22 protein-coding genes and 4 tRNA genes are annotated in these 25,974 nt (G+C 71.3%); 19 read left to right on the top strand and 7 right to left on the bottom strand.

Features of this window, described 5'->3' with window-relative positions; genetic code table 11:
• The first annotated feature begins 9 nt into the window (after positions 1 to 9).
• From J2N69_RS23955 to serS, 10 genes are all read left to right on the top strand, one after another.
• The gene (locus J2N69_RS23955) at positions 10 to 1,149 is read left to right on the top strand and encodes an acyl-CoA dehydrogenase family protein (protein WP_230902567.1); all 1,140 of its coding nucleotides are present in this window, start codon (positions 10 to 12) and stop codon (positions 1,147 to 1,149) included.
• 41 nt (positions 1,150 to 1,190) lie between these two features.
• The gene (locus J2N69_RS23950; RefSeq protein ID WP_230902566.1) at positions 1,191 to 2,501 is read left to right on the top strand and encodes an aspartate aminotransferase family protein; all 1,311 of its coding nucleotides are present in this window, start codon (positions 1,191 to 1,193) and stop codon (positions 2,499 to 2,501) included.
• 2 nt (positions 2,502 to 2,503) lie between these two features.
• On the top strand, positions 2,504 to 2,986 hold the full coding sequence (locus tag J2N69_RS23945) for a type II toxin-antitoxin system RatA family toxin (RefSeq protein ID WP_223776541.1): 483 nt from the start codon (positions 2,504 to 2,506) through the stop codon (positions 2,984 to 2,986).
• Between the two features lie 21 nt (positions 2,987 to 3,007).
• On the top strand, positions 3,008 to 3,550 hold the full coding sequence (locus J2N69_RS23940) for a hypothetical protein (protein WP_127911498.1): 543 nt from the start codon (positions 3,008 to 3,010) through the stop codon (positions 3,548 to 3,550).
• Entirely contained in the window at positions 3,547 to 4,101 is a 555-nt protein-coding gene (locus tag J2N69_RS23935; protein ID WP_127911497.1) for a flavin reductase family protein, read from the top strand. The genes J2N69_RS23940 and J2N69_RS23935 overlap by 4 nt, the downstream gene beginning before the upstream one ends.
• Positions 4,098 to 5,081 carry a ferritin family protein gene (locus tag J2N69_RS23930; protein WP_127911496.1) on the top strand — a complete coding sequence of 328 codons (984 nt, stop codon included), beginning with the start codon at positions 4,098 to 4,100 and terminating at the stop codon, positions 5,079 to 5,081. Before J2N69_RS23935 ends, J2N69_RS23930 begins: the two co-directional genes overlap by 4 nt.
• Entirely contained in the window at positions 5,078 to 6,100 is a 1,023-nt protein-coding gene (locus tag J2N69_RS23925; RefSeq protein WP_230902565.1) for a beta-ketoacyl-ACP synthase III, read from the top strand. Before J2N69_RS23930 ends, J2N69_RS23925 begins: the two co-directional genes overlap by 4 nt.
• Positions 6,101 to 6,176: 76 nt before the next feature.
• Positions 6,177 to 6,410, top strand: coding sequence for an acyl carrier protein (locus J2N69_RS23920; RefSeq protein ID WP_127911495.1), 234 nt, complete (start codon positions 6,177 to 6,179; stop codon positions 6,408 to 6,410).
• The gene (locus tag J2N69_RS23915; RefSeq protein ID WP_230902564.1) at positions 6,410 to 7,630 is read left to right on the top strand and encodes a beta-ketoacyl-[acyl-carrier-protein] synthase family protein; all 1,221 of its coding nucleotides are present in this window, start codon (positions 6,410 to 6,412) and stop codon (positions 7,628 to 7,630) included. Before J2N69_RS23920 ends, J2N69_RS23915 begins: the two co-directional genes overlap by 1 nt.
• Positions 7,631 to 7,763: 133 nt before the next feature.
• On the top strand, positions 7,764 to 9,041 hold the full coding sequence (gene serS / locus J2N69_RS23910) for a serine--tRNA ligase (RefSeq protein WP_230902563.1): 1,278 nt from the start codon (positions 7,764 to 7,766) through the stop codon (positions 9,039 to 9,041).
• Positions 9,042 to 9,115: 74 nt separating this feature from the next.
• Here the strand turns inward: serS and fabI are convergent, their stop codons facing one another.
• From fabI to J2N69_RS23880, 6 genes are all read right to left on the bottom strand, one after another.
• A complete protein-coding gene (gene fabI / locus J2N69_RS23905; RefSeq protein WP_230902562.1) occupies positions 9,116 to 9,889 on the bottom strand; it encodes an enoyl-ACP reductase FabI in 774 nt (257 codons plus the stop codon).
• On the bottom strand, positions 9,886 to 10,209 hold the full coding sequence (gene fdxA, locus J2N69_RS23900; RefSeq protein WP_230902561.1) for a ferredoxin: 324 nt from the start codon (positions 10,207 to 10,209) through the stop codon (positions 9,886 to 9,888). The genes fabI and fdxA overlap by 4 nt, the downstream gene beginning before the upstream one ends.
• 42 nt (positions 10,210 to 10,251) lie before the next feature.
• Positions 10,252 to 11,673, bottom strand: a complete 1,422-nt coding sequence (locus J2N69_RS23895; RefSeq protein WP_408056782.1) for an MFS transporter — start codon at positions 11,671 to 11,673, stop codon at positions 10,252 to 10,254.
• Complete coding sequence (locus tag J2N69_RS23890; RefSeq protein WP_230902560.1) at positions 11,673 to 12,773, bottom strand: fatty acid desaturase family protein; 1,101 nt, start codon at positions 12,771 to 12,773, stop codon at positions 11,673 to 11,675. Before J2N69_RS23890 ends, J2N69_RS23895 begins: the two co-directional genes overlap by 1 nt.
• Before the next feature lie 170 nt (positions 12,774 to 12,943).
• On the bottom strand, positions 12,944 to 13,108 hold the full coding sequence (locus tag J2N69_RS23885) for a hypothetical protein (protein ID WP_167516014.1): 165 nt from the start codon (positions 13,106 to 13,108) through the stop codon (positions 12,944 to 12,946).
• A 64-nt stretch (positions 13,109 to 13,172) separates the two neighbouring features.
• The gene (locus J2N69_RS23880) at positions 13,173 to 14,165 is read right to left on the bottom strand and encodes a DUF2156 domain-containing protein (RefSeq protein ID WP_230902559.1); all 993 of its coding nucleotides are present in this window, start codon (positions 14,163 to 14,165) and stop codon (positions 13,173 to 13,175) included.
• 186 nt (positions 14,166 to 14,351) lie between these two features.
• Between J2N69_RS23880 and J2N69_RS23875 the strand changes: the two genes are divergently transcribed.
• From J2N69_RS23875 to J2N69_RS23840, 8 genes are all read left to right on the top strand, one after another.
• Positions 14,352 to 14,446: transfer RNA gene (locus J2N69_RS23875), tRNA-OTHER, on the top strand.
• Positions 14,447 to 14,477: 31 nt separating this feature from the next.
• Positions 14,478 to 14,572, top strand: a tRNA-Leu gene (locus J2N69_RS23870).
• 31 nt (positions 14,573 to 14,603) lie between these two features.
• Positions 14,604 to 14,698: transfer RNA gene (locus J2N69_RS23865), tRNA-Leu, on the top strand.
• A gap of 31 nt (positions 14,699 to 14,729) precedes the next feature.
• A tRNA-Leu gene (locus J2N69_RS23860) sits at positions 14,730 to 14,827 on the top strand.
• A gap of 412 nt (positions 14,828 to 15,239) precedes the next feature.
• On the top strand, positions 15,240 to 16,049 hold the full coding sequence (locus J2N69_RS23855; protein WP_230902558.1) for an AfsR/SARP family transcriptional regulator: 810 nt from the start codon (positions 15,240 to 15,242) through the stop codon (positions 16,047 to 16,049).
• Between the two features lie 318 nt (positions 16,050 to 16,367).
• Positions 16,368 to 16,802: a hypothetical protein gene (locus J2N69_RS23850; protein ID WP_230902557.1), complete on the top strand. Its 435-nt coding sequence runs from the start codon at positions 16,368 to 16,370 to the stop codon at positions 16,800 to 16,802.
• Positions 16,803 to 16,887: 85 nt separating this feature from the next.
• A complete protein-coding gene (locus J2N69_RS23845; RefSeq protein WP_230902556.1) occupies positions 16,888 to 18,432 on the top strand; it encodes an acyl-CoA carboxylase subunit beta in 1,545 nt (514 codons plus the stop codon).
• Between the two features lie 23 nt (positions 18,433 to 18,455).
• Positions 18,456 to 18,671: an acyl-CoA carboxylase epsilon subunit gene (locus tag J2N69_RS23840; RefSeq protein WP_230902555.1), complete on the top strand. Its 216-nt coding sequence runs from the start codon at positions 18,456 to 18,458 to the stop codon at positions 18,669 to 18,671.
• A 64-nt stretch (positions 18,672 to 18,735) separates the two neighbouring features.
• Here the strand turns inward: J2N69_RS23840 and argF are convergent, their stop codons facing one another.
• The gene (argF, locus tag J2N69_RS23835; RefSeq protein WP_230902554.1) at positions 18,736 to 19,722 is read right to left on the bottom strand and encodes an ornithine carbamoyltransferase; all 987 of its coding nucleotides are present in this window, start codon (positions 19,720 to 19,722) and stop codon (positions 18,736 to 18,738) included.
• A gap of 458 nt (positions 19,723 to 20,180) precedes the next feature.
• Between argF and J2N69_RS23830 the strand changes: the two genes are divergently transcribed.
• Positions 20,181 to 25,943: a hypothetical protein gene (locus tag J2N69_RS23830; protein WP_230902553.1), complete on the top strand. Its 5,763-nt coding sequence runs from the start codon at positions 20,181 to 20,183 to the stop codon at positions 25,941 to 25,943.
• The last annotated feature ends 31 nt before the right edge of the window (positions 25,944 to 25,974 follow it).

Genomic DNA, 25,974 nt, shown 5'->3' with positions numbered 1-25,974 from the left:
GGTTGTGACGTGCGTTCCCTCGATGCCGCTCGGGCCGTCTGCGAGCGCTACCACCCCGGCCTGCTCAAGGAACTGGAGCAGATCCCCTACGCCGAGCGGGAGAAACCCGGCGGCCCGATCATCGACCTCTTCCGCATCCACGGCGGCGTCGGCCTGCTGATACCCGAGGAGTACGGCGGCCACGGCGCCGGCCCGCTGGACGCGCTCCACACCCAGCTGGCCCTCGGCTCCCTCTCACCGTCCCTCGTCGCGGCCGTGTCCATGCACCACTTCACCGTCGCCATGCTGTACTCGCTGGCCGTCGCCGAGGGCCGGCTCACCGACGCCCAGAACGACCTGCTGCGCCGGACCGTCCCGGACCAGCTGGTGATGGCCTCCGGCTGGGCCGAGGGCCGCACCGAACAGAACATCCTCACCCCCTCGGTGACCGCCCGCCCGGTCGAGGGCGGCTACCTCCTCTCCGGTTCGAAGAAGCCGTGCAGCCTCTCCGCGTCGATGAGCATGCTCACCGCGAGCATCGCCATCCACGGCCTGGAGGGCGACCCCGAACTGGCGCTCGCCCTGGTGCCCGCCGACGCGCCGGGCCTGAGCGTCCACCCCTTCTGGGGCAACGAACTGCTGGCGGGCGCCGAGAGCGACGAGGTGCGCCTGGAGGACGTCTTCGTCCCCAAGGACATGGTCGTCCGCGCCGGCGCCGACGATCCGCGCCGCCTGGACGACCTGCAGACCGCCGGGTTCGTCTGGTTCGAGATGCTCATCACCGCCGGATACCTGGGCGGTGCCGCGGCCCTGGTCGAGCAGGTCCAGGAGCGCGAGCGCGGCAGCGTCCAGGAGCGGGCCGCCCTCGCGGTCGAACTGGAGGCCGCCCTCGCGCTGCTCGAAGGCGTGGCCCGCGCGGTCGGCTCCGAGCCGGGCGACGAGGCGTCGGTGGCCCGGGTGCTCGTCGCCCGCTACGCCGTGCAGAACGCGCTGCCCCGTATCACCGCCCGCTCCCTGGAGCTCCTCGGCGGCCTGGACTTCATCCGCTCCTCCGGCCACGCCCAGGCGGCGGCCGCGTCCACCGCGCTCGCCTTCCACCCGCCGGGCCGGGGCGCCGCCGCCGAACCGCTGCTGCGCTACTTCGACGGGGGCCCGCTCGTCCTCGCCTGACCGCCGCCCCGCCCGCACCGCTTCTTTGGAGTGAGTAATCCGTGACCGTAATCCAGGAAAACCCGGCCGCCGCGGCAGGCACGGCCGCCGCGGCCGACACCGAGGCGGAGGTCCTCGGCCTGTACCGCGCCCACCTCAGCAAGGGCCGGGCCACCCTCGCCGAACTCTTCGGCAGCCACATGGAGGTGGCCTCCGAAGGCGCCTGGCTCACCACCAGCGACGGGGAGCGCTTCCTCAACGCGGGCGGCTACGGCGTCTTCATCATGGGCGCCCGCCACCCCATCGTGATGGAGGAGGTGGAGCGCCAGCTCCGCACGCACCCCACCGCCACCCGCATCCTCCTCGAACCGACGGTGGCCCGCGCCGCCGAGGCCCTGGTCTCCGTCATGCCGCAGGGCCTGGACCGCGTGCACTTCGGCCTCTCGGGCGCCGAGGCCGTGGAGACCGGCCTGAAGCTGGCCCGCGCCGGCGGCTTCAAGCGGACCGTCTCCATGAGCGGCGGCTACCACGGCAAGACCCTGGGCGCCCTCTCCGCCACCGCGAAGGAGGTCTACCAGAAGCCGTTCCGGCCGCTGCTCCCCGACTTCCACCACCTGCCGTTCGGTGACGCCGACGCGCTGGAGGCGGAGCTGGCCGCCCACCCCGGCGAGGTCTGCGTCATCCTGGAGCCCGTCCAGGGCGAGGGCGGCGTCATCATCCCGCCCAAGGGCTACCTCAAGCGCGTCGAGGAACTGGTCCGCGAGCACGACGGCTTCCTGATCCTGGACGAGATCCAGTCCGGCTTCGGCCGCCTCGGCGAGTGGTGGGGCGCCGACTTCGAGGACGTACGCCCCGACGTCCTGCTCGCCGGCAAGGCGCTCGGCGGCGGCGTGCTCCCGGTCTCCGCGGCCGTCGCCACCCGCAAGGCGTTCCGCCCCTTCGACAAGGACCCCTACATCCACACCGCCACCTTCTCGGGACAGCCCGTCCTGATGGCCGCGGTGCAGGGCGCGGTGCGGGCCATGAAGGAGGACCGCCTGGTCACCCGGGCCACCGACCTGGGCGCCGCGCTGCTGCCGCGGATCGCCGAGATCGCGTACCGCAACATCCCCGAACTCGTCGTCGACGTACGCGGCCAGGGGCTGCTCATCGGTGTGGAGCTGGTCGAGGCGGGCCTCGCCGGCGAGCTGCTGATCGAGCTCTTCAACCACGGCGTGGTCGCCAACCACTCCATGAACGGCAGCTCGGTGGTGCGGTTCACACCGCCCGCCGTGCTCAGCGACACCGATGTGGAGTTCCTCCTCAACTCCTTCGACCTGGCCACCCGCGACCTCGTCAGCGGTGCGGCCACCATGCCGGAAGGCGGTAACTGATCGTGCGGCACGTAGAACTGGAAGCAGTGGTCCCCGCGGAGCAGGTCTCCACGGTCTTCGACGCGGTGATGCGCTGGGAGAAGTACCCCGACCTCGCGCCCCACGTGAACTCCACCACGGTGCACGCCACCCTCCCCGAGGCCAAGTGCAGTTCCAGCTGGGAGCTGCACTTCCGCAGCGGCCTGCTGCGCTGGACCGAGGACGACGTCTTCCTGCCGGAGGAGGGCGAGATCCGCTTCGAGCAGTCCGACGGCGACTTCGACTCCTTCACCGGCACCTGGGCGCTCACGCAGGCCGGGGACGACGTCGCGGTGCGCTTCGACGCCGACTTCGACTTCGGCATCCCGAGCCTGGAGGGCATCCTCGACCCGATCGCCGAGCGGGTCATCAAGGAGACCGTCGCCTGGTCGCTCACCGGCCTGTTCCCCGGCACGCGCATAGCGGGCGGCATCGAGCTCTCCGAGCCCGCCGCCGTCGGCGCCTGAGACCTCTGCCAGGAGCTGACCATGGACCAGGCCAATCCCTTCGAGACACCGAAGACGTTCTCCCTGCACCGCGCCGAGTACCTGGTGGCCTTCGCGGTCACCACCGGGCTGCTCATCGCGCACCTCGGCGAGATCCGCTGGCTCCCGGCGGTCGCGCTCTTCCTCTACATCGACCTGATCGGCTACATCCCCGGCGCGATCGCCTTCAAGCGCAGCGGCGGCAAGCCGATCTCCAAGGTGTACTACGTCCTCTACAACGTGATGCACAGCCTCATCACCCAGGCCGCGGTGGCCGCGCTGTGGTGCTGGCTGATCGGTCCCGAGTGGGCGCTGCTGGTGCTGCCCTTCCACCTCTTCGGCGACCGGGGCCTGTTCGGCAACTTCATGAAGTCCTTCGCGCTGCCCTTCGAGCCGGTGCGCCAGAGCGGCTACCTGCGGCTCCTGGACGACCTCGGCATCGCCCACCCGAAGCCGGCCGGCCACGCCCAGGACCCGGTGCCGGTCGGCCACATCGTCAAGCTGCCGCAGCCCGCGGCCCGGCCCCGCGAGGAGGCACTGCGATGAGCACGCTCACCCCACTGCGCCGCCCGGTGCGCCAGGACCCGGCGGAGCGCCGCCGGGCGCTGTACCACCTGGCCTCCCCGGTGTCGGTGCTCACCGTCGACCACGCCGGGCAGGCGCACGGCACCACCGCGAGCACGGTCACCCTGGTCTCGCGCGAGCCGCTGCTGATCGGCGTCGCGCTGCGGCCCGGCTCGTCGTTCGCGCGGCTCGCCGCGGCCGAGGGCCGCTTCGTCGTCAACGTACTGGACGGCCAGCAGGGCGACCTGGCGCGCTGGTTCGCGGACAGCTCGCGGCCCGACGGCAGCGCGCAGTTCGACGGCATCCCCTGGACGGCCGACTCCTACGCGGGCGCCCCACGCCTCGCCGGAGCCCTCGCCCACTACACGTGCCGCCTGCACTCCTCGCACCGCGCGGGCGACGGCGAGGTGCTGCTCGGCTACGTCGTGCGCGCCACCGCCGTCAGCGGCCCGCCGCTGTTCAGCTACGCGGGCGGCCTGGTCGCCGGCGCCCTGCATCCCGCCCGCACCACGAAGGAGACTTCGGCATCATGACCGGTTCTGTGGCCCCCGAGGCCGACTGGGACAAGGCCCCCGGCTTACTCGACGGCGCGAAGGAACTCACCCTCGGGCCCGACGACTGCGACCTCGCCTACTGGTTCACCTCCGTCGCCCAGGGCACCCTGCGCGACCGCGGCGAGACCGGACACCACGAGAACGCGACCGTCCCCGACTTCCTGAAGGCTCCCGGGCCGCTGCGCGACGCGCTGGTCCTGGAGTTCGGCTTCCGCGGCCTGTCCGAGGAGATCGCCACGCGCCTCCTCGGCCACTACGTCTCGCTGGCGCCCGGCGTGCCCGAGATGGAGTTCTACGCCACCCAGCTCATCGACGAGGCCCGGCACGCCCGCGTCTTCCGCAACCACCTGGTGGAGCTGGGCCACCCCGCGGACACGCTCCTCAAGGACATCGACGAGATGGCCGCGGACTACCGCAAGCGGGTCCTGGACCCGGTCGTCGACTTCACCCTCGACATCGTCCGCGACCAGGCCGACTTCGCCGGCGGCGTCGCCGTCTTCGCCATCGTCATCGAGGGCGTGCTCGCCCCGGCCGCCGAGCTGAGCGAGCGCAAGTGGACGCCGCTCTCCCCGGCCACCGGGGAGATCTCGCGCGGCACCGCCATCGACGAGATCCGCCACCTCACCGTGGCCAGCACCATCCTGCGCGACCACGTCGTGGCCCACCCCGAGTACCGGCCGCGCCTGATGGAGATCCTGCGGGCCGGGGTGAAGCTGTGGGACGAGATCCCCGACCGGGAGTTCGTCATCCACCGCGAGGAGCTGTTCCAGAAGGGCATGGCCGACCACGCGGACAAGATCGGCGACTACGAGATCTGGCCGGGCGTCCGGATGCTCGACACCACCCCCGAGCAGCGCTACGACATGGCCGAGCAGTGGACCGACGAGATGGCCGAGTCCCGCATGGCCTACATGGGGCTGCCCGTGGAGGTCCTCAGCAGCGCGGAGCCGGGCGCATGAGCGGGGCGGCCCCGCCGCCGGGCCGCTCGGCGGTGGTCTGCGGCATCGGCTCGTACGTGCCGCCGAACAAGGTGACCAACGACGACCTCTCGCGGCGCCTGGACACCTCCGACGCGTGGATACGCTCCCGCACCGGGATCGCCGAGCGCTACGTGGTCTCGCCGGGCACGGCCACCTCCGACCTGGCGGTCGAGGCCGGCCAGCGCGCGCTGAAGTCGGCGAGCACCGAGCAGGTCGACGCCGTCGTCCTCGCCACCACCACCCCCGACCAGCCGTGCCCGGCGACCGCCCCGGCGGTCGCCGCCCGGCTCGGCCTCGGCCACGTCGCGGCGTTCGACGTCGCCGCCGTCTGCTCCGGGTTCCTCTACGGGCTCGCCACCGCCTCGGGGCTCATCGCCTCGGGCATGGCCGAGCGGGTGCTCCTGGTGGCGGCCGACGCGTTCACCACCATCGTCGACCCCGAGGACCGCACCACCGCGGTGATCTTCGCGGACGGCGCGGGGGCCGTGGTCCTGCGGGCCGGGGACGCCGGTGAGCCGGGCGCGGTGGGGCCGCTGGTGCTCGGCAGCGACGGCGAGCTGAGCCATCTCATCGAGGTGCCGGCCGGCGGCTCACGGCAGCGCTCGGCGGGCACCGCGCCCGAACCGGGCGACCAGTACTTCCGGATGCTGGGCCGCGACACCTACCGGCACGCGGTGGAGCGGATGACCGCCACCTCCAAGGAGGCGGCTCAGCGGGCCGGCTGGCGCCTCGACGACGTGGACCGGTTCGCCGCCCACCAGGCGAACGCCCGCATCCTCGACTCGGTCGCGGAACGCCTCGGCGTCCCCGCCGAGCGGCAGCTCAGCAACATCGAGCAGGTCGGCAACACCGGGGCCGCCTCGCTCCCGCTGCTCCTCTCCCAGTCCGCGGCCGACGGCCGGCTCACGCCCGGGCACCGGGTGCTGCTCACCGCGTTCGGCGGCGGGCTCTCCTGGGGGGCCACGACGCTCGTCTGGCCCGAAACACAGTCCGTCTGACGCCCACCGGCGCCGGGCGGTACCTCCTCAAGACCCGTACGCCGCACCGCGCGTACGCCTTCCGAAAGGGATCGTCATGATGCTGGAGCAGCTCAAGGAAATCCTGTCCAACAAGCTCAAGGTGTCCCCCGAGGCCATCACTCCGGAGGCCACCAGGGACGACATCGAGCTGGACTCGCTGGCCGTGGTGGAGCTGTCGCTGCTGCTCAAGTCCGAACTGGACATCGACGTCAGCGACGACGACCTCCTGGAGGCCGAGACCGTGGCCGACATGGTGGAACTCATGGAGACGAGGAGCGCGAAGGTCTGATGGCCGGCATCGACATCGCCGTCACCGGGCTCGGTCTCGTCACCCCCGGCGGTATCGGGGTCGGGCCGAGCTGGGCGGCGGTCTGTGAGGGCCGGTCGGGCGCGGCGTTCGATCCCGTACTGGCGGACAATCCGGTACGGATCTCCTGCCGTGTGCCCGGCTTCGACCCCGAAGCGCTGTTGTCCGCCCGCCGGGCCCACCGCCTGGACCGGTTCGTGCAGTTCGCGCTGGTCGCGGCACGCGAGGCCATCGCGGATGCCGGGCTCGACCCGCTGACCTGGGACGGTGCCCGGGTCGGGGTGGTGCTCGGCTGCGCGGACGGCGGCCCCGGCACCGTCGAGGAACAGCACAGCGTCCTGCGCGAGAAGGGCGCCGACCGGGTGTCGCCGCTGCTGCTGCCCATGCAGCTGCCGAACATGCTGGCCGGTCAGACGGCCATCGAGTTCGGGGCGACGGGACCCAACCTGGTGGTGGCCACCGCCTGCGCCTCCGGGGCGACGGCCATCGGCACGGCCCGGGACCTGCTCGCCCTCGGCCGCTGCGACGTCGTCCTCGCGGGCGGCAGCGAGGCCATGATCACGCCGCTGGTGATGGCCGGGTTCGCGCAGATGGGCGCCTTGTCCCGGCGTGAGGACGATCCGACCCTCGCCTCGCGTCCCTTCGACGCGGAGCGGGACGGTTTCGTCGCGGGTGAGGGCGCCGGCATCCTCGTCATGGAACGCGTCGAGGACGCCCGGGCCCGCGGGGCGCACCAGCACGGCCGGATCATCGGCTACGGCGCCACAGCGGACGCCCATCACATGACGTCGCCGCATCCGGACGGCGCGGGGGTGGAGGCGGCGGTCCGCGCGGCCCTCGCCGACGCCGGCGCCGATCCGGACGACGTACAGCATGTGAACGCCCACGGCACCTCGACGCCGCTCAACGACGTCGCCGAGGCGCGGATGATCAGAAGGACCCTCCAGGGGGACCCGCTGGTCACCTCCACCAAGGGCGTGACCGGGCATCTGCTGGGCGCGGCGGGCGCGGTGGAGGCGGCGTTCACGCTGCTGAGCATCGAGCACGAACTGGTGCCGCCCGTCGCCAACCTCGTCATGCCGGACGCGGAGGTCGACATCAAGCTGGCGTACTCGGCGACCTCCATGCCCATCGACCTGGCGCTCAGCAATTCCTGCGGGTTCGGCGGCCAGAACACCGTCCTGGCCCTCGCCCCCGCGTGAGCACCGGAGCGGACCCGCTCCCATCCCCGCCCCCATCCCCCGCCCTGCCCCGGCAGGAGCCGCAGCCGCCCCTCCGCCAGGGGGGCGGCTCGGCGCATCTCCCCCGTCCCGCACCGCAGACCCAGGAGAAGCCATGCACGATCCGCGCGAACTGATCGCGTCCGGGCCCGAGGCGGTGCGGCGCCTGGCCCGCCGCCGCCACGACCTCGACGTCGCCGCGCTCGACGCGGCCCACCGCGGCCGGGCCGACGCCCAGGCCGAGGTGACCCGGCTGCGCACCGAGATGAACCGCGCCGCCCGCGAGCGCGGGGCGGGGCCGCCCTCCGAGGAGGAGAAGGAGGCGGCCCGCGCGCTGCGCGCCGAGGTCCAGCGGGCCGAGGCGACCGCCAAGGAGGCCGGCAAGCGGCTCGCCGACCTCGTCCTCGCCATCCCCAACATCCCGCTCGACACCGTCCCGGACGGCGACTCCGAGAAGGAGGCGGTGGAGGTGCGCCGCGGCGGCCCGCCCCCGTGCGCGGCGGCCGACGACCGGCACCACGCCGACATCGGGGAGCGGCTCGGCCTCTTCGACGGCAAGGCGGCGGCCCGGCTCTCCGGTGCCCGCTTCACCGTGAGCCGGGGCCCCGGGGCGCGCCTGGAGCGGGCGCTCGCCGACTTCTTCCTCGATCTACACACCGCCGAGCACGGCTACACCGAGCACTCGGTGCCGTTCCTCGTCAACCGCGACACCATGACGGGCACCGGCCAGCTCCCCAAGTTCGAGGAGGACCTGTTCGCCACGCGGGTCGGCGACCGGGAGTTGTTCCTGATCCCCACCGCCGAGGTCCCGCTGACCAACCTGCTCGCCCAGCAGACGCTGGAGGCGCGCGAGCTGCCGTACGCGTTCACGGCCCGCACCCCGTGCTTCCGCGCGGAGGCGGGGGCGTACGGCAGGGACACCCGCGGCATCCTGCGGCTGCACCAGTTCGAGAAGGTGGAGCTGGTGCGCGTCTGCGCCCCCGAGGACGCCCAGGCGCAGCTGGAGCTGATGCTGGGCCACGCCGAGGAGTGCCTGCGGCGCCTGGAACTCTCCTACCGGGTCGTGCTGCTGCCCGCGGGCGACCTCGGGTTCTCGGCCCGGATGACGTACGACATCGAGGTGTGGCTGCCGGGCAGCGGCTCGTACCGCGAGATCTCCTCGGTCTCCGACTGCGGGACCTTCCAGGCCCGCCGCGCCGGCATTCGCCACCGCGCCGCGGACGGCCGCAAGGAGCCCGCGGCGACGCTGAACGGCTCGGCGCTGCCGGTCGGCCGGACGGTGGCCGCGCTCCTGGAGCAGGGGGCCCGGCCGGACGGTTCGGTGGAGCTGCCGGAGGCGCTCGTCCCGTACACGGGATTCGGCCGCATCCTGCCGGACGGCACGACCGCGTGACCAACGGCTTGGGGGGAGTTCAGGTGATCACCTGAACTCCCCCCATCGCCGTGTCCCCACGGGCAGGCGCCGGGTCACGCGCCCATCATGTGGGCGCCGCCGTCGACGTGGACGATCTCGCCCGTCGTGCGGGGGAAGAAGTCCGAGAGCAGCGCGACGATGCCGCGGGCCGCGGGCTCCGGGTCGGTGAGGTCCCAGCCGGCCGGGGCGCGGGTGTGCCAGTCGTCGGCCAGCTCGGAGAAGCCCGGGATGGACTTGGCGGCCATGGAGCGCAGCGGGCCCGCGGCGACGAGGTTGCAGCGGACGCCGCGGGGCCCGAGGTCACGGGCGAGGTAGCGGCTGGTGGACTCCAGGGCCGCCTTCGCGACCCCCATCCAGTCGTACTTCGGCCAGGCCACGGTGGCGTCGAAGGTGACGCCCACCACGGAGCCGCCGCGCGGTTCCATGAGCGGAAGGCAGGCGGTGGTGAGGGATTTCAGGGAGTACGCGGAGACGTGCACGGCGGTCGACACGTCCTCCCAGGCGCCGTCGAGGAAGTGGAAGGCGCCGGGCGGGCCGTAGGCGATGGAGTGCACGACGCCGTCGAGGCCGCCGGGGCCCCCGAAGGCCTCCCGCACGCGGTCCGCGAGCCCGTCCAGGTGTGCCGGGTCGGTGACGTCCAGCTCGACGACGGGGGCGGGCTTCGGCAGCAGCGCGGCGGTGCGCTCGATGAGCGAGAGCCGCCCGAAGCCGGTCAGCACGACCTCGGCGCCCTCCAGTTGGGCGATGCGCGCCGCGTGGAAGGCGATGGACGCCTCGGTGAGGACGCCGGTCACCAGGACGCGCTTGCCCGCGAGCAGCCCGCTCATGACGCCACCGCCTGCGGCAGGGAGGCGACCAGGGCGGAGTCGTGCGGCTGCGGGCCGAGCGCGGCGGCGCCGCCGGGCGAGCCGATCGTGTCGAAGAAGGCGGCGTTGGAGCCGCGGTGGTCGCCCCACCCGGCGGGCACGTCGTCCTCGAAGTAGATGGCCTCCACGGGGCAGACGGGCTCGCAGGCGCCGCAGTCCACGCACTCCTCGGGGTGGATGTAGAGGGCGCGGCCGCCTTCGTAGATGCAGTCCACGGGGCATTCGTCGACGCAGGACTTGTCCTTCACGTCGGCGCAGGGCTGAGCGATGACATAGGCCATGAGGGGTTCCTCATCGGGGTCGGCGGTACGGGGACGGTCGGGTCAGCCGGCGGGCGCGCGGTCGACCGAGGCGCCGGTGGTGCGCTCCCCCAGGGAGAGGACCGTCGCGGCGAGCGCGGCCATCACGGCGGCGATGACGGCGAACAGCGCGCCGGGCCCGTACGACTGGAGGACCGGGAGCAGCACGAACGGCAGGGCCGCGGCGCTGAGTTTGGAGAGCGAGTACGCGGCGCCGGACGCGGCCGCGCGGATGGCGGTCGGGTACTGCTCGGCGAGGTAGACGTGCGAGACGTTGGAGAAGATGTTGCTGCACACGGTGTAGACGAAGCCGAAGACCATGATGAGCGCCGGTGAGCCCGCGAAGGAGAAGCCGAGCCCGGCGACGACCATCGAGGCGGCCGAGGCGGCCACGAGTTTCTTGCGTTCGAAGCGGTCGATGATCGGCACCGTGAGCGCGGAGCCGACGGGGTAGCCGAGGAAGCACACCGCGGTGAAGCCGATCCCGGCGACGATCCCGTACCCCTTGGCGGACAGGATCTGCGGCGCCAGCGTGCCGAATCCGTAGTAGCCGACCGTCGAGAGGGAGCAGAAGATCCAGAGCATGACGGTGCGGCGGCGCAGGTGGGGCTGGAAGATGTCGCGCAGGCGGGTCGCGGGGCCCGCCGCGGCGGACTCCGTCCCGGCCGCCGCATCGAGGGCGGGCGCCGGAGCGGCTCCGCCCGGCACCTCGGCCTCCATGCGCGAGACCAGCGCGTCCGCCTCCTCCTCGCGGCCGACCGCGGCCAGCCAGCGCGGCGACTCGATCAGCCGCCTGCGCAGCACCCACACCACGGCCGAACCGAGCGCGCCGATCACGAAGAGCCAGCGCCAGCCGTCGATGCCGAGCGGGGTCAGCGGAACGAGCCACAGGGCGGCGAACCCCACGGCGGGCACCCCGCAGAAGGCCAGGGTGTAGGCCCAGGCGATGAACCTGCCGCGCTTCTTGGCGGGCAGGACGTCCGACAAGTAGCAGTCGGAGAGCGACTGTTCGGCGCCGATGCCGACGCCGGCGAGGAACCGGGTGGCGATCAGCCAGACCGCGTTCGGCGAGAAGGCCCCGAGCAGCGAGAACCCGGAGTAGATCGCGAGGTTGATGAGGAACGCCCGGCGCCGCCCGTACCGGTCGGCGACCTTGCCGAGCACGAGCGAGCCGATGAACTGGCCGATGAAGGCCGAGGCAAGAACGAGCTTCAGCTCGGTGGCACCGAACGCGAAGTCGTCCTGGAGCACCTTGGCGATGGTGCCGGAGAGGTTGTTCTCGAAGGTGTCGAACAGCAGCCCGACGCCGATGACCGCGGTGACGCTGCGGTGGGTCGGCGTGATCGGCATGCGGTCGAGCCGGGCGCCTATGGAGGAGGGCGCGCCGGGCGCGACGGGAGCGGCGGCCGCGCCACCGGCCGCCGGTCTGGTGACCGTGTGGACCATCAGGCGGCCCGTTCGATGTGCGCGTCGACCTCGCCCCGGCGGACCGGTGCGCTGACCTCGTGCAGGTAGGAGGCCACCTCGCGGTAGGACGCCCAGAAGCCGACCTCGTGGTAGGGAACCCCGCGCTCGGCGCAGTACTCACGGGTCAGTTCGCGGGCCCGGCCCAGGTTCTTCTGCGGCATGGCCGGGAACAGGTGGTGCTCGACCTGGTAGTTGAGGCCGCCGTACAGGAAGTCGATGAACCAGGACGGGCGGATGTTGCGGGAGGTGAGGACCTGCCGCTCCAGCCAGTCCAGGGTCTCCTCGTCGCCGTCACGGACGTCCATGCCCTTGTGGTTCGGGGCGAAGATCATGCCGAAGTAGACGCCGAGGGTGGCCTGCTGGACGAGGATGAAGGTGACCGCGAGGAGCGGCGACAGGACGGTGAAGACGCAGGTCAGATAGATCGCGGCGCGCGCCAGGAGGAGAGTGGACTCCAGGACGGGACGCTTGGTGAGGCCCTGCGCGATCGACTTCACGGCCGTCTTGTGCATCTTGAACGACTCGAGGACGAGCAGCACGAAGAAGAGCACGCTCTGGTAGCGCACGATGAAGCGCTGCCGGGGGGTGCGGGTCGCGTACTGCTTGATGTCGAAGATCGCGGTGCGCCGCCCGATGTCCGGGTCCATGTCGAGGTGGTTGGGGTTGCTGTGGTGGCGGTTGTGGTGGTTGACCCACCAGCCGAAGCTGACGCCGTTGACGAAGTTGGCGTGGAAGTAGCCGACGGCGGACGCGGCCCGCTTGTCGCGGAACATCGCCTTGTGGCCCGCGTCGTGCCACATGAAGGACGACTGGCCACCGCACAGGCCCATCCACACCGCCACGACGAGCTGCCACCACGTGTCGCCCAGCAGGAAGAACGCGGTGAGCCCGGCCACCAGCAGCGTGGTGTTCCGGACGAGGCGCCCTATGTAGTACCGCGGGTCGAGGTCGAGCAGCCCCTCCGCCTTCACGCGTTTGAGCAGCTCGGAGAAGGTTGCGGATGCCCCGGTGCGCTGCGGGACGTCGGTGCGCTGCGGGGCCACGGCGACACCGGTCTCTTGGACGTGCGGACGCTGCATACGAAGCTCTCCTCGGAAGAAGTGCCCGAACCGGGCGGCGGCGCCCGCCCGGCGCACGGGTCATCCCACCGGACGGACGCCGGGCGAACGTGTGTGCAGCGTTCCGTGCGGCGCTGATGTGGCACTGATGCTGGACTGACCGGCGCCGCTCGGTGCCGCCGCGCGCCCGCTCAGGCCGCGGGGCCGGGCTCGGCCCGCAGCAGGGCGTCCAGATCGTGGACCACGGTGTCCGCGGCGCGGGCCACGTCCTCGTCGTCCGGGGCGGCGATGACGGCCATGAGCTGTTCCACCATGGCGTGTTTGAGCGTGTCGATGGTCTCCGCGTTGCCACTCATCGTCGTTCACTCCTGTGGGTCGGATGCGGTGTACGGGGGTCTGACGGCTGTTGCTGATGGCACATCAGAAGGCGTTGCAGGCCCGGAAGATGTGGGCGAAGGAGGCCAGCGACGCGGGTCCGTCGAAGGCGACGTACTCCGGGATGGTCGCGTCGGGCGCCCACTTGTGCTTGTACGACAGCTGCGTCTGGGCCGGGTAGAGCGCGGCGCCCTCGGCCCACAGGGCGTGCATCAGCCACTGGAACGCCGGGCTGTGGCCGTCCAGTTCGTGTTCCGCGTCCAGGCCGGTGAAGGGCGTGAACCCGAAGTGCAGCCACGGGACGCCTTCGCCGCGGAACACCTCGATGGCGTGCGCGTTGATCGCCTCCATCAGGCCCGGCGACCCGTCCGGGACGCGCCGGCTCAGGTCGTGCATCCAGCCGGCGCGGGAGCCGAAGACCGGGGAGTACGAGATGTACGCCACCGGGGCGTCGTTGATCGTGCCGACGAACAGCCGCCGGTGCTGCTGGGCCTCGCCGCCGATCTCGCCGACCAGGAACTCCAGGGGGCGGGCGGCGCCCTTGCTGGAGAGCCAGGCGCCGTCGATGGCCTCCAGCGCGCCCTGGCAGGCGTCGGCCTCGACCTCCTGGATCTGGAGGCCGTTGCGGTGGGCGCGGGAGATCTTGTTGCGCAGCTGCATGAAGCGGGTGCCGCGGAGGGTGAACTCCGCGAGGCTCACGGCCCAGGAGGCGCCGATCTGGTTGACGGTGAACCCCTGGCGCGCGTACCGCTCGGCGTCGTCGCGCTGAAGCTGGACGCCGACGTGCGTGAGCCCCTGCTCCTTCACGTGGCGCCGGAAGCCGTCGAGGAGGGTGTCGTACTCCTCGGGGGCGGCGAACGGCCCGCCGAACTGGACGGCGAACCGGCCGGTCCTGCGGTAGACGACGACGCCGTCCGTTCCCGGCAGCGTGAAGGAGCTGTTGCCGCTGTTGAGCGCGAGGAACGCGCTGGGGTTCTCGGCCCGCGTATAACTGCGCACAGCCTTGAGAATCGGATTTTCCACTACGGTCACGGTCATGATCCGTATCCCTTTCGGAAGCCGTTGCGGTCGTTGAGAGTAGAGCACCGCCGCCCCTTTGATGGGAAGGGCGGAAAGCTCACGCGGCAGGCACGGAAGGGCATGTCAGAGAAACGTCAGCGATCCGTCAGAAGGCGCTGGCAATGTTGTTCTCGTGAACGGCACGGGAAACCGGGCCGGGAACAAGGAGAGGTGCCCGGAGTGGTTTATCGGGGATCTCGGGCGTCAGTCCAAGGTCGGGTCGTACGCGGCCCACGCAGGTTCGAATCCTGCCCTCTCCGCCGGCACAGAACACTTGTGCCCGCACCACCAGGAGAGGTGCCCGGAGCGGCTTAACGGGGACCTCGGGCGCAAGCCCATGGTCGGGTCGTTCACGGCCCACGCAGGTTCGAATCCTGCCCTCTCCGCCGGCACAGAACACTTGTGCCCGCACCACCAGGAGAGGTGCCCGGAGCGGCTCAACGGGGACCTCGGGCGCAAGCCCATGGTCGGGTCGTACGCGGCCCACGCAGGTTCGAATCCTGCCCTCTCCGCCGGCACAGAACCCTTGTGCCCGCACCACCAGGAGAGGTGCCCGGAGCGGCTCAACGGGGACCTCGGGCGCAAGCCCAAGGTCGGGTCGTACGCGGCCCACGCAGGTTCGAATCCTGCCCTCTCCGCCAACGGAACCACGACTTCCACATCCACTTCGCCGGGCCTCCCCCGCCTCGGCGAAGCGACCGCCCCGGCGCCCCGCGAGAGCGGCTCGGCCTGCCGGGGCGGGCCTGCGTGCCCCGGGCGTGTCTCACTTCCCCCGGGAGAACCAGCAGGTCAACCGGCAGATCAGCACCCTTCCCCTCGATCTGACGAGACCCGTTCAAAAAAATACCTTCCCAAAGGAATGATACCGTGAGAGGGTCTTCGCTGGAAGGGAGCCAGAGGGCGCACCCTCGGGCTCCCTCCGGTCGGGGACAGCCAGAGATCGCCACGCCGACCTCCACCCGCGGTCCCCCACGCCGCAGCACCGATGGCCCTGGCGACCCGGAAGGTGAACCGCCCCGACGTTGCAGCAACGAAAGCCAAGGGGGAAACGGCATGCTGAGCTTTTCGATTCTCGGAGCACTGCAGATCCGCACCGCATTAGGATTCGCGGAGATCTCCGGAGATCTCCAGCGCAACCTCATCCAGACCCTGCTCGTCAGCGAGGGCCGCCCGATATCGGGCGAGAGCCTCGTGGAGGAGATGTGGGGCGAGTCCGTCCCCGACAAGCAGGCCAACGCTCTGCAGGCACACATCAGCCGGCTCCGTCGCAAATTGAAGAGCCTGGAGCCCGAACTCACGGTTTCCCGCGTGACGATCCACCCTTCCGGATACCGGCTCACCATCCACGAGGGCGAATTCGACGCCGCGGAGTTCACCAAGGCGGTCCGGCAGGCCGAGGCCGCGGGCCCCGCGGACGCCGCCGCCACGGCACAACTGCTCGGCCAGGCGCTCGCCATGTGGCGCGGCCCCGTATTCGGCGACTTTCCCGGCGGCACGATCTGCCAACTGGCCTGCGCCCGTTACGAGGAGTACCGCATGCGGGCCATGGAACTCCGCTTCGAGGCGGAGCTGCGCCTCGGCCACCACGCGGCGATGCTCGCCGAACTCCACGAGGCGCACAGCAACCACCCGCTGAGGGAACGCTTCTGCGAACAGCTGATGGTCGCCCTCTACCGCTCCGGACGCCAGGCGGACGCCCTCAACGTCTACCGCACCATGCGCCGGCACCTCTCGGACGAGCTGGGCATCGACCCGTCCCCCGCGCTGCGCCACGTGGAGCACGCGATCCTCGCGCACGACCCGGCCCTGGCCGGCACGGGTACCGGCACGGTCGCCCGCGCCGCGCTGCTCCAGCCCGCCTGAGCCCGTTGAGCCCCGCACGTCAGCCCGGTGCGCCCCGCACGCACGGCTTCGGGTCGGCTTCGGGCTCGGCTTCGGCTTCGGGCACGGCGTCGCGCCGGCGGCGGCCCGGTGACGCCGCGCCCGCGGCCCGCACCGAGCCGCCGCCGGCGCACCACCCACCCGCTCGACCTCCCCGGAGGGCACGCGTCAGCGCCCGGTCAGCGCCGGTTGCCACCATCGGTACAGAAACAAGCGGGCGCCCGCCCTCCACGCGGCCCCCTCGTACGCGCCCCGCGCGGCGCGCATGAACCCCGACCACCGTATCCACCAGGAGATTCCATGACCACGAGCCAGACCTCCGCAACGCTTGGAACCGCGGCCACCAGCTCGTCCGCCGCCGCGCGCCCGCTGCGTCTCTTCCTCGGCCTCGACGCCGCCGTGACGGCCGGCAACGGCCTGATCTACCTGATCGCCGCGGGCCCCGTCGGCGACCTGCTCGACATGGACGCCGGCCTGCTGCGCGGCATCGGCGTCTTCCTCACCGTCTACGGCGTGCTCGTCGGCGTCCTCGCCGCCCAGCAGGTGCCGTCCGCGGCCGCCACGAAGATCGTCATCGAGGCCAACCTGCTGTGGGCCGTCGCCAGCATCGCCACCGCGCTGTTCGGCTGGTTCGACCCGAACACGATCGGCACGGTGTGGATTCCGATGCAGGCCCTCGTCGTGGGCGCGTTCGCCGTCCTCCAGATCAACGGCCTGCGCAAGCTCACCAGCTGACCACACGCAGCGTCCAGGTCCAGACCCAGGTTCAGATCCAGGTCCACGTCCACGTCCCCGGTGACGGCGACCGGTAAGGGGAGAGATGAGACTGCACGTCGCGGAGCTGGCGGCCATCAAGGAGCGGGTGCACGCAGGACCCGGCGAACAGGCCACCGCCGCTCAGAAGGCCAAGGGCAAGCTCACCGTGCGGGAGCGGATCGAACTGCTCCTGGACGAGGGCTCGTTCCGCGAAGTCGAACCCCTGCGCCGGCACCGGGCGACCGGCTTCGGTCTGGAGGCCAAGCGGCCGTACACCGACGGTGTGGTCACCGGCTGGGGCACGGTCGAGGGCCGGACGGTCTTCGTCTACGCGCACGACTTCCGCATCTTCGGCGGCGCGCTGGGCGAGGCGCACGCCACGAAGATCCACAAGATCATGGACATGGCCATCGCGGCCGGTGCCCCGCTGGTCTCGCTGAACGACGGCGCGGGCGCCCGTATCCAGGAGGGCGTCACGGCGCTCGCCGGGTACGGCGGCATCTTCCAGCGCAACACCAGGGCATCGGGCGTGATCCCGCAGATCAGCGTGATGCTCGGCCCGTGCGCGGGAGGCGCCGCCTACTCGCCGGCGCTCACGGACTTCGTCTTCATGGTCCGCGAGACGTCCCAGATGTTCATCACCGGGCCCGACGTGGTCCGCGCGGTGACCGGCGAGGAGATCACGCAGAACGGCCTGGGCGGCGCGGACGTGCACGCCGGTACGTCGGGCGTCGCGCACTTCGCGTACGACGACGAGGAGACCTGCCTCGAAGAAGTGCGCTATCTGCTGTCGATGCTGCCGTCCAACAACCGGGAGAACCCCCCGGCGGCGGCCACCGACGACCCGCCGACGCGTACGTGCGAACCGCTCCTGGACCTGGTCCCGGTGGACGGCAACCGCCCGTACGACATGCACCGGGTGATGGAGGAACTGGTCGACGACGGCGACTACCTGGAAGTCCACGAGCGCTGGGCGCGGAACATCATCTGCGCCCTGGCCCGGCTGGACGGCAAGGTGGTGGGCATCGTCGCCAACCAGCCGCAGGCCCTGGCAGGCGTCCTGGACATCGAGGCATCGGAGAAAGCCGCCCGCTTCGTCCAGATGTGCGACGCCTTCAACATCCCGATCGTCACCCTCCTGGACGTCCCGGGCTTCCTCCCGGGAGTCGACCAGGAACACGGCGGCATCATCCGCCACGGCGCGAAACTGCTCTACGCGTACTGCAACGCCACCGTCCCCCGCATCTCCCTGATCCTGCGCAAGGCGTACGGCGGGGCGTACATCGTCATGGACTCGCAGTCGATCGGCGCGGACCTGACGTACGCCTGGCCGACGAACGAGATCGCGGTGATGGGTGCCGAGGGCGCCGCCAACGTGATCTTCCGCCGGCAGATCGCCGCGGCCGAGGATCCGGAGGCCATGCGCACCCGCATGGTCAAGGAGTACAAGGCCGAACTGATGCACCCGTACTACGCCGCCGAACGCGGTCTGGTGGACGACGTCATCGACCCCGTACACACGCGCGAGGTCCTCATCGACTCCCTGGCGATGCTCGCCAACAAGCACGCCGACCGCCCCGCCCGCAAGCACGGCAACCCTCCGCAGTAAGGCCCCACACGATGGGAGGCCCCATGCCCGCAGCCGACACCGCGACAGACACGACAGCCGACGGCCCCGCCGACATCCGCATCGAGAAGGGCGAGGTCACCGACGACGAGCTGGCGGCCGTCACAGTACTGCTGCTCTCGCGTACCGCGCCCCCGCCCGGGGCGGCCACCGGCACCCCGGCGTCCACGACGGCCTGGCGCCGCGACAACTTCCTGGCCCCGCACAGCTGGCAGGGCTGAACCGAGGCGACCGGCACCGCAGAGTGGCGCGCCCCCTCAGGGGGCGCGCCACTGTCATGCCGGATCAGCCCGCGATGGTGAGCTGCATCAGGGCCTTGGCGGTGTGCATACGGTTCTCCGACTGGTCGAAGACCCGGCTGCGCTCCCCTTCGAAGACGTCGTCGTCCACTTCACAGATGTCGGGGTTGGCGCGGGCCGTCTCCGTGGCGAGGTTGTGGAAGGCTGGCAGGCAGTGCAGGTAGATGCTGTCCTCCCGGCCGGTCAGGGCCATGAGGTCGCTCGTCACCTTCAGGTGGCGCAGCAGTTCGATCCGCTCCTGCGTCTGGTCCTCCTCGCCCATGGAGACCCATACGTCGCCGTAGACGCAGGCCGAGCCGCGCAACGCCTCCTCGGCCGAGTCCGTGACGAGCACGCGGGCCTGCTCCGACTCCCGCTCGTCGAGCAGCTCCGTGATCAGCTCGGGGGCCGGCTGAAGGGCCTTCGGGGCGAGGATGCGCAGATCGAGCCCGAGCTTGGCGGCGGCGACGGCGAGGGTGACGGCCATGTTGTTGCGCCCGTCACCGACGTACGTCAGCGGCAGCCCCTCCAGGTCGTCGCCGAAGTTCTCCCGGAGGGTGAGCAGGTCGGCGAGGACCTGGGTGGGGTGGTAGCTGTCGCACAGACCGTTCCACACGGGGACGCCCGCGTACTGGGCGAACTCGGCGACAGTGGCGTGCTCGTAGCCGCGGAACATGATGCCGTCGTAGACGCGGCCGAAGACCCGCGCGATGTCCCGCACGGACTCCTTGACGCCGAACCGGATGTCCTCGCGGCTGAAGACCTCCGGGTGCGCGCCGGACTGCGTCGAGGCGACGACGAAGGAGACGCGCGTACGGGTGGAGGGCTTCAGGAAGATCAGAGCGATGTTCTTGCCGGCCAGAGCGGGCACGTCCTGCCCCAGAGCCGTCCGCTCCTTGAGGTCGGCCGCCTTGCCGAGAAGCTCCCGGATCTCGTCGCCGCTGAGCTCGCGCAGGGACAGCAGGCTGCGCCCCTTGAGGCTCGAAATCGTCACGGCACTACCTCCGAAGTCTGACCAGCACCGACGCTCACTGGATCGATAAACATGCAGACCATTACATTAACATGCAGCGGGGTCGGGTCAACCGTGGCGGTGGAGAGGCATGCCATCGGACTCCAGAGCTGGCTGCGGCGCCGCCGGCGCGTACTTCCTCTGCGGGGATGTGGGGCCGGAGGGCCGGCTCGGTGCATCGGTTTCCTCACGACCCCCTGCGGGAACGCTAGTTGGCCCTTCGCGGGCCGGTCTGGCAGGATCTCGTCATGGCAAGAGCGGGTGGGGACCTGAGGGCCTGGCTGACCGGGCTCGACGATGTACAGCTTCGTGAACTGATACTGACGCCGGGGCCCTTGCCCTATTGGGCGAAGATCCCTTTCCGTGGTCCACGCCCGCGCGTAGGCCGTCGCGAACTGCTGGCGGCCCGTGCATGGCTCACTCGGGCGCCCGCGCGCGACTTGAAGCGAATCGCCGACGCAGCCGCCGACTTTGCGGACCACCTCTGGTCCCGGCACGCCGAGGGACGCCCGGTCGACCGTGTCCAGTCTGACATCGACGCCCTTGAGGCGATGGCGGAGGCCCTGCCTCCGGTGCTTGCCCGGCTGGCCCTGTACTCCCTGCTGTTGGAGGACGGCACCCCACGGCAGAAACTGGCCGAGCAGTGCTGGGACCGACTGCTCGACGCCTCGGACCGGGCCGCCACCGACTGGGGTGCGGAGACCGAGCCCCATGACGACGGCTCCGACGAGGACATCACCGACGACGGTGACCTGAACGCTTTACCACGTCAGACGGCGGGCGACACGGGAGGCGCTGTGACGAACGAGCAGGCCACGGGGACGGAGACCACCCCCGGTGCAGCGGCCCGGGCGGCGGTGGGCGCGCCAGGCGATGTGAGCGGCCCCGTCGATCTCGCCGCGGCCGTGGACATGCTGAGGGACCGAGCCGCGAAGTTCGCGGATGCGTTACGTCTCGCCGCGGACCGGGTGTCCCGCGGGCATTCCCTGTCCGTGGCGCTGGAGGAGGAGGCCGCCGCCTGGGCGTGTCAGCGTGAGGCGGTGGCCCGTCTGTGCCGGGAGGCGGGACACGACTGGGCCGCCGACGATGGTTTCGGTGAACTCCAGGCGGCCGTGGACGCGCTCCAGAAGGAACAGGAGCGGGAAGCCGCTCGCACCAGACAACTCGCCGCACTGAACGAGCAGCGCCAGGCCTTGCAGCCGCTGCTGGACCAGGCCGAGAAGAGCGGTGGTGGCGCCTATCTGGCCCACCTGCGAGCGACGCTGCAGGCTCTCGAGGCGGAAATCGCCGAGCTGGCCACAGCCGCCCGGCACGGACTCGACAGCCCAGAGGTACCGGCGCCTCGGGGCGCGGACAGCGGCAGCGACCCCGCAGACGGAACGGGAGAACCCATAGCGGCCGAGGCCGGGAGAGACCTGTCTGCCGCGGGTCACGGTGAAACGGCGCGGTCCGACGCCGCCGCTGACACCGTGGAGCCGACGGACACCGCTGCGACCGTCGACGCCACGGAAGCCGCCGGCCCCACGGAGGCCGCGCCTCCCCCACCCGCAGCAGGCCCCGCTGAGCCTGCGGCCACCACAGAGCCTGCGGACGCCACAGGCCCTGCGGACGCCACAGACCCTGCTGATCCCGCGGATCTCGCATGGCACGGGGGCGGCCCGCAGGCCTTGGAGACCGCGGAAGCGAAGGCCACGGAAGCGGAAGAGCCCGCAGAAGCCGCGCACACCCTGCCTGCCGCACAGGACGGAGAGCCGCGAGCCGCGCAATGCGAAGCCCCCGCCGCTCCACCCGCACAGGTCGAGGCGCCCGCGGCATCCGAGGCGCCCGAGGAACCCGCGCTGCCCTGGCAGACACCCGCCGTCGAGGGCGGAACCTCGGCCGTAGCCACCGCCTCCCCCGTCGAGCGGTTCGTGAGCGCGGGCCGCTTCCAGGAGGCGTACTGGCTGACCGTTGCGTCCGCCGAGGCAGCGCACCGCGCCGAGTGCCTGGCCTTCGCGGACGCCGCCTTCTCCTGCCACACGCCGGAGGAGGCGACACCGGTGATGACCCGGTTCGCCCCGGACCTGGAGAGCGTGCAGGGCGACCGGCCGGCGCTCGTCATGGCGGCGGTCGCCTCCGTCCGTGCCGGACTGGTCGTGGGCTGGCCCAACGACCTGCTGTTGCAGACGGACCCCTGCTCCTCTCTCTCCGGCCCGTGGGGCCGGCTGCTGGGCTGCACCATCGACGTACTGCGGCACTACCAGCGGGTGGACCCGGCCACTCTGCACTCCGGCATGGATACGGGCCCGACCCTGACGCGTTCCGGGCTCGCCGACGAGGCCGAGCGGCTCCGGGTCGACCTGCCCAAGCGCAAGATCGGCTACGCGCGAGCGACTCAGGTACAGAACCTGCTGATGCGCCCGGACCAGCCGCTGGGGCGTGCGCTGGAAGCAGTCCAGGCCTGGGCCTCCGGCAGCGCGGAGACGTCCGTGCTGGACGATGCCTGGGAGGTCTTCCGCAAGCGGGACTCCGCGGAACGCATCATCGAGGAGGCCGACGCGGCGATCCGTACTCCCAAGCAGGCCAAGGAGCCCATCGAGGCCAAGGCCAAGCGCTCCCTGCTCAACCGGATCGAGCAGGTCGCCACACTGCTCTCCCGGACCCGTGCGCTCGCCGCGCCCGGCATCGAGGAACGGAGCGACGCCGCCACCGCACTGGGCCACGCGCTCGCCCAGGTGCGGAACCTGCCGCCCCTGCCGGGTGTCGAGGGGGCAGCACTGCTGTGCTTGCAGCGCTGGCTGAGCGGGGACGGCCGCTCTCCGGCCTCCCGGCGAGCGCCCGTCCTCGCCGACGACCAGGCGCAAGCAGCCCCGGACAGCGGCTTCGTCCCCACCACGGAGGCCCTCCTGGCCGCCGCGGAACTGCCCCGCACATCGGCGGGCGTGCCCGACACACAGGCTCCGGGATTCGCCCGGGCGGTGCTGTCACTCCTGGAGCCGCTGGATGTGGCCGCCGTGGCGGCAACCTACGCCGAGCGAGGTGATCTCCACCTTGCGGACGCCTTGGTCGAGGCATTGGAGCAGGGGCTCGTGCCCGCTGCCACCGCCGGCCCCGAGGCACTGCCCTCCGACTGGCGTATCCGCCGGGACGCACAGTGGGCCCGCTGGGCGAACGTGCGGGCGGAGACCCACCGGATCGCCGCCGGCCTGCTCGCCGAGTTGCGCACCCACAACCTCGACCTGGTGACCGAGCGAGAACTGGTGGGGCGCCTGGAGCAGTTGGAGCGTCCGACGCCGGACGGCGCTTTCCGGCCCACCGTGGAGGCCATCGGCCGGTTGGAGGAGGCGCTGCGGGACCGGATTCAGGCATATGTCCAGTGGTTGCGCGAGCAGTTGGAGGCGCTGACGCTCACCGAGGCGGACCGCAAGCGGCTGTCCGCGCTGCTGGAAGCCGGCGACACGGTCACGGCGGAGGAGTGTCTGGCACTGCTGCGTAAGGGTGACGCCCTGCCGGAGTGGAGCGGCACGGACCGCAGCGAGGACCTGGAGCAGTTCGTGGCGGGTCTGGAATCCGTCACGCCGGTCAAGGCGGGCCAGCAGGGTTTCTCGGCGGTGCCATGGGCCGAGTACTACGCGGACGGACAGCCCCTGACCGAGGCCGCGTTGGCCGGGCTCGCCTCCTGGGACGCGCTCAGCAAGCCGTCCACCCGCAGCGCGGAGTGGCAGAAGCACGTGCCGACGGTGCTGCGTCTGCTCGGCCTCGAGGGCAGGCCCCCGGCCCGCGACGACCACCGACAGCTTCGCGGCACGCTCCGGTTGACCGCGAAGGTCCGGGCGAGCGGGAGCGCGCCGGGTTACGTCGCCGAACTCGGCTCCGCGGCCACCATGTACACGATCCTGCTGGTGTCGGACGAGCAGCGCGGACGGAGTCCCCTGGAACTGCTCGACCGCAGCGACTCCGGGCCCTGCATCATCCTGTACCTGTACCCGCTGGGCCTGAGCGGCCGCAGGGCCATGGCGCTGCGGGCGCGGACCTCCGCACAGGAAGCCCTGGTGGTCGACCCGGCCGTCTTCGGATGGGTCGCGGCGCGTTCGCCACGGTCTTTCCGGGCCCTGCAGCGCGTGACGCTGCCTTGGACCGGCTTCAACCCGTACACGCCGTTCGTGGCCGGGCTCGTGCCGCCGGAGGTCTTCTACGGCCGTGCCCGGGAGATCGCCGCGGTCAAGGACCCGCTGGGCGCTCTCTTCCTTTACGGAGGACGCCAGTTGGGCAAGTCCGCGCTGCTGCGGAAGGTGGAGGCCGACTTCCCCTCGACCCCCGACCGCAAGGCCATCTACCTGGATCTGAAGGCGCGCGGGGTGGGTGAGGCGGAGCCCGCCGACCGGATATGGCCGGTGCTGGCCACGGAGCTCAAGCGCGTGGGGGTGTTGGGGCCCAAGGTCTCCACGGCCATCCCGCCCGGCGATCTGCTGGAACAGGTGCACCGCTGGCTCGACGAGAACCGTGAGCGGCGCATCCTGGTCCTCGCCGACGAGGCGGACGCCTTCCTGACCGCCGATTCCAAGGCGGTGCGTGGCAGCGGTGGCGAGGGCACGTTCGCCAACGTGGCTCGGCTCAAGGGGCTGATGGACAGCACCGACCGGCGTTTCAAGGTGGTCTTCGCCGGTCTGCACCAGGTGCAGCGGTTCAGTCGACTGTCCAACGTGCCCCTGGCGCACGGCGGTGAGGAGCTGATCGGCCCGCTCAAGCCGGCGGAGGCACAGCGCCTGGTGATCGAGCCGATGGGGGCCTTCGGTTACCGGTTCGAACGCCCGGAACTGGTCTGGCGGGTGCTGGCCGCGACGAACTACCAGGCGTGTCTGGTGCAGATCTTCTGCGAGCGCCTGGTCACCGCTCTTCGCGAGAAGCCGCTCGGTTCGACGCAGTGGCCGATCACCGTCACCGAGGAGGACGTGCGGGCCGTGACCGGTTCGCCGGAGGTGCACCGGCACATCGCCGAGAGGCTGCGGCTGACCATCAACCTGGAAGACCGGTACCGGGTGCTCACCCTGGTGATAGCTCTGCGCAGCCAGGCCGACGGCTTCCGGCACGGCTACGACGCCGACGAACTGCTCCACGAGGCCAAGCGGAACTGGCCGGAGGGCTTCAGCCGGCTGACCGCCAGTGACGTGAAGCTCTACCTGGAGGAGATGGTGGGTCTCGGGCTGCTGGTCCAGCAGCCCGACCGCCGGCGCTACGCGGTGCGCAGCCCCAACGTGGTGCATATGCTCGGCACCCGCGAAGACCTCGAACTGGAGCTGCGCCAGACGGAGTTCAGCCTGCCCTACGACTACAACCCGCGGTTCTCCCGTCGGCTTCTCGGGTCGGTCGGGGGCACCCAAGCGAACCGGTACAGCCCGCTCACCGAGCAACAGTTGTTCGAGGCGACCAGTCCGGGCTTGACCCTGGTCTGCCTGACGACGGCCCACGGACCTGAGCTGATGGAGCACGCGATCCGCTCCTACGCCGACGCGCGAGGCCTGACCGTACACACCGCCGCCCCGGACACGCTGGTGGACGTGCTCACGCAGGACACACGCAGCAAGGACCCCAGTGTGCTCCTGGCTGATCTGCGTTACTGCGGTCTGGAGACTCTCGGCCAGACGCTGACCCGGCTGCATCAGCACACGGTCCGCGGCAAGACGGCACCGCCACGGGCGGGGATCGTCCTGGTCGATCCGCTGGCGCGGGACGTCCTCAAGGACGAGCGAGTCACCCGGGTGCTACGGCCGGAGCGGTGGAACGCCGACAGCCTGCGGGCCTGGCCCGAGAGCCCGTTCGACACCCCGGACAAGCGGCGGCGGCTGATCGAAGCCACAGGAGGCTGGCCCAACCTCGTGGAGCGCACCGTGGACGCCGCCACCCGAGGCGGGTACACCCTGGAGGCGGCCTTGGAGAGAATCCAGGACCAGTGCGCCCAGGAAGCGGCCGCCCGCAGTCACCTCAGCCGGACCGAGCTCCCCTCGGACACGCGAGATCTGCTGGCCGAATGGGTGCAGTACGTCGAGCCCGGCGAGGGGTGCAACCACGGCGACATCGCCGCCGTGACCGGCCTCGACCTGACCGAGGTCCGCTCCTTCACCGACCGGCTCGCCGACCATGGCGTACTGGACGACGGTGAGGACGGGTACGCACTGGACCTGGTCACCTTCCGCGCGCTCACCACGCTGGGGAAGGAATCGTGATCGGCGGTGCCGCCGTCGACGCTGCTTCTCT

Origin of the sequence: Streptomyces huasconensis (assembly GCF_021028635.1) — a bacterium.
Taxonomy (GTDB): domain Bacteria; phylum Actinomycetota; class Actinomycetes; order Streptomycetales; family Streptomycetaceae; genus Streptomyces; species Streptomyces huasconensis.
The sequence above is the reverse complement of the archived record's forward strand: the minus strand, read 5'-3'. Positions and strand labels throughout refer to the sequence as shown.